Genomic DNA, 3,841 nt, shown 5'->3' with positions numbered 1-3,841 from the left:
GGAAAGAGGAATGACGTAAGAAACAACACCCCTTCTCATCGTGAGAAGGGGTGTTTCTTTTTTAAAACATCGCCGCAAGATGTAGACCTTACGGCGCCCGCAGAGACGGTCAGCAGCTTAGAAGCCGCCAAAAAACGCAGTCCCTACGATAATTAAAAGAATAAACAATACAACGATCAAAGCGAAAGAATTGCCGTAACTGCCGCAGTTAGAATATCCTGACATAAGGCTTCACCTCCCTATGAAGGATACTATAAGGTATGCAGAAACGATCAGCTTGGCAGGGATAAGAGTGGACAAGAGAAAAAATGAACAATTCGGCTATGATTCAGATCGTATCAAAAATAGCGGACGCTTGCGCCCGCTATTTTTGTATATTAAGAGATCAGCACGCCAGCGAAAAATTCCTGGTATAACGCTTGAACGGCTTTTCTTTCTTCGGCTTCTTTCACGCCGAACATCATGCTTACCTCAGAAGAGCCCTGGTTGATCATTTCAATATTCACCTTTGCCTCTGATAATGCTTTGGCCGCTCTTGCCGTTGTGCCGACATTGTGGCGCATCGCTTCTCCTACAACCATAATCAGTGCGAGGTGATGCTCGACAATCACTTCGTCGGCGTGCAGATCCTTTTGAATCCGTTTAATGACGCTGCGTTCAGTGGCGGTATCCATTTGACCCTCCCGTAAGATGATGGTCATGTCATCAATTCCCGATGGAACATGCTCATACGTTAAACCGTGTTCCTCCAGGATTTGAAGGGCCCTGCGGCCAAAACCGATTTCTCTGTTCATGAGATACTTGCTGATATAAATGCTGCAAAAACCGGTATCGCTGGCAATGCCGACGACAGGCCCGTTTGTGTTATCCCGCTTGCTGACGACGCGGGTGCCTTCGGCTGAGGGGTTGTTCGTATTTTTGATCTGAACAGGAATCCCCGCTCTGAATGCCGGAATGAGCGCTTCATCATGAAACACTGAAAAGCCCGCGTAGGAAAGCTCTCGCATCTCTCTGTATGTCAGCTCGCTGATTTCTTTTGGATTCTCAACGTAGGAAGGATTGACAGAGTACACTGCGTCCACGTCCGTAAAGTTTTCGTATAAATCCGCTTGAAGCCCGTTGGCAAGAATCGAGCCGGTAATATCAGAACCGCTCCGTGAGAATGTGATCACATCGCCAGCCTCGCTGAATCCGAAAAAACCGGGAAAAATGATGAGACCGTCACGTTCCCGAAGACGATAGAGGTTTTGATAGGATTCAGGAAGTACTTGCGCGTTGCCGGGTTCATTTGTCACAAAAAGGCCGGCATCCTTCGGGTTGACATATTCCGCTTTGACGCCTTTATGGCGGAAATAGGCGGCGATCAGCTTGGCGTTATTATCCTCCCCGCTGGCTTTAACTGCGTCAAGATACTGCTCGGGATTGCTTTTATCTCCTTCTAAAAGCGTAAACAGATCATCGCGGATTTTTTCGATAATGCTTTGCTCTAGCTGAAGCTCATTTGCGATGAGGGCATACCGTTCCACAACAGCTTCCGCCAGTTCAGGGGCGCTGCCTGATGCCAAATATTGTTCTGCACATGCGATTAAGAGATCAGTCACTTTCGTATCCTCAGCATAGCGTTTTCCCGGAGCTGAAACGACTACAGCTTTCCGTGCCGGGTCTGAGGTTACGATGTGAAACACCTTTTCAAGCTGGGCGCCTGAAGCGAGTGAGCTGCCTCCGAATTTAACGACCTTCATGTTTACATCTCCTAATGTTTAAAATTTTCACACAAATTTAGTATTTATTATCTCTCTTTCAGTCCTGTAAATCAAGGGGGAATTTCTTTCTGTCGTGAACATTTGTATTTTCCACAAGGAATAATGTCAGGTGTGTTGACCGTATACATGCGTTCTGAAGATAAATATGGTAAACAACCTAACGATTTGGGATGGAAAATGATTAGAATGATTAGTAAAATTAAATACATGACTAGGTTAATATTTTGAAAGAATATTGACTAACACTAGAAAAATGGTAATATGTAAATGATAATGATAATCAATTACTATATGGCCATATTGTTTTGAGTCCTTGCGGAGTAGGAGATACGTTCTTTTTGCTGTAAGGATGTAAGGAGGCAGCATGAAGTTACGTTACTTATTTATTCTACTTATCATATTAGCAGTCACATCTGTATTTATCGGCGTAGAAGATCTGTCGCCGCTTGATCTCTTCGATTTAAGCAAACAAGAGGCGTCAACGCTGTTTGCAAGCCGTTTGCCGCGATTGATCAGCATTGTCATCGCGGGATTAAGCATGAGCATCTGCGGTTTGATTATGCAGCAGATCAGCAGAAACAAATTCGTGTCACCGACGACAGCGGGCACGATGGATTGGGCTCGGCTCGGCATTTTAATTTCATTGCTGCTGTTCACATCCGCCAGTCCTTTAATGAAAATGCTGGTCGCGTTCGTCTTTGCCCTTGCAGGAAATTTTCTGTTTATGAAAATCCTTGAAAGAATCAAGTTTAACGACACCATCTTTATTCCGCTTGTCGGTTTAATGCTCGGGAATATCGTCAGTTCAATCGCGACATTTATCGCATATAAATATGACTTGATCCAGAATGTGTCATCATGGCTCCAAGGAGACTTCTCTTTAGTGGTAAAAGGAAGATACGAGCTTCTTTATCTGAGTATTCCGCTCGTTATCATTGCCTATGTGTATGCGGATAAATTCACATTGGCCGGTATGGGAGAAAGTTTTTCTGTCAACCTCGGCCTGAAGTACAAACGGGTTGTGAACATCGGGCTCATTATCGTGTCCCTGATCACGTCTCTTGTCATTTTGACTGTCGGTATGTTGCCGTTTCTCGGTTTAATCATCCCGAATATTGTCTCGATTTACAGAGGAGACAATCTGAAGAACAGCCTGCCGCACACGGCGCTATTGGGAGCGGTTTTTGTGCTCTTTTGCGATATACTGGGCAGAATCATTATCTTCCCTTACGAAATCTCGATTGGCCTGATGGTCGGAATCATCGGCAGCGGCATTTTCCTGTTTATGCTGTTAAGGAGAAAAGCATATGCGTAACCAGATGAAAATTGCGTTGCTCGTTGTTTTAGCCATCATATGTATTGGCTTGTTTCTGTTTTATGACTTAGGCAATTGGGATTACACCTTGCCGAGAAGAATCAAAAAGGTCGCTGCCATTGCGCTGACTGGGGGAGCGATTGCGTTTTCGACTATGATCTTTCAAACGATTACGAACAACCGCATCCTGACGCCGGGCATCTTGGGCCTTGATTCTCTCTACATGCTGATTCAGACCGGCATTATCTTTCTGTTCGGTTCTGCGAATATTGTCATCATGAATAAAAACATCAACTTTATCATCTCTGTTCTGCTGATGATACTGTTTTCCCTTGTTTTGTATCAGATCATGTTCAAGGGAGAGGGGAGAAATATCTTTTTCCTTCTGCTCATCGGAATCGTGTTTGGCACGTTGTTCAGCAGCCTGTCTTCCTTTATGCAGATGCTGATTGATCCGAATGAGTTCCAAGTTGTGCAGGACAAGATGTTTGCCAGCTTTAACAACATCAATACGGATTTGTTATGGCTCGCGTTCATCATCTTCCTGCTGACAGGCGCTTATGTCTGGCGTTTTACAAAGTTTTTCGACGTGCTTTCTCTCGGACGCGAGCACGCCGTGAATTTGGGCATCGACTACGACAAAGTGGTGAAGCAGATGCTGATCGTGGTTGCGATCCTTGTTTCTGTTTCGACTGCGCTAGTCGGGCCGATTATGTTCTTAGGCCTTCTTGTGGTCAACCTGGCGAGAGAATTCCTGAAAACG

General features: G+C 45.0%; 4 protein-coding genes. 2 read left to right on the top strand and 2 right to left on the bottom strand.

Features of this window, described 5'->3' with window-relative positions; genetic code table 11:
* Positions 1 to 117 precede the first annotated feature (117 nt).
* Together RAC86_RS36255 and RAC86_RS36250 are read right to left on the bottom strand one after the other, a co-directional pair.
* Positions 118 to 225, bottom strand: coding sequence for a YjcZ family sporulation protein (locus RAC86_RS36255; RefSeq protein ID WP_072565742.1), 108 nt, complete (start codon positions 223 to 225; stop codon positions 118 to 120).
* A 152-nt stretch (positions 226 to 377) separates the two neighbouring features.
* Entirely contained in the window at positions 378 to 1,742 is a 1,365-nt protein-coding gene (locus tag RAC86_RS36250) for an aspartate kinase (protein ID WP_072565743.1), read from the bottom strand.
* A gap of 385 nt (positions 1,743 to 2,127) precedes the next feature.
* On the opposite strand from RAC86_RS36250, the gene yclN reads away from it, so the two are divergent.
* Both yclN and yclO read left to right on the top strand, forming a co-directional pair.
* Positions 2,128 to 3,078: a petrobactin ABC transporter permease YclN gene (gene yclN, locus RAC86_RS36245; RefSeq protein WP_061186190.1), complete on the top strand. Its 951-nt coding sequence runs from the start codon at positions 2,128 to 2,130 to the stop codon at positions 3,076 to 3,078.
* Positions 3,071 to 3,841: petrobactin ABC transporter permease YclO (gene yclO / locus RAC86_RS36240; protein WP_377886742.1), on the top strand; the 771-nt coding region annotated here is incomplete at its 3' end. The genes yclN and yclO, both read left to right, overlap by 8 nt.

This window comes from Bacillus sp. LR_5, assembly GCF_042709275.1.
Note: the sequence above shows the minus strand (reverse complement) of the source record. Positions and strands in the feature narration are given on the sequence as shown.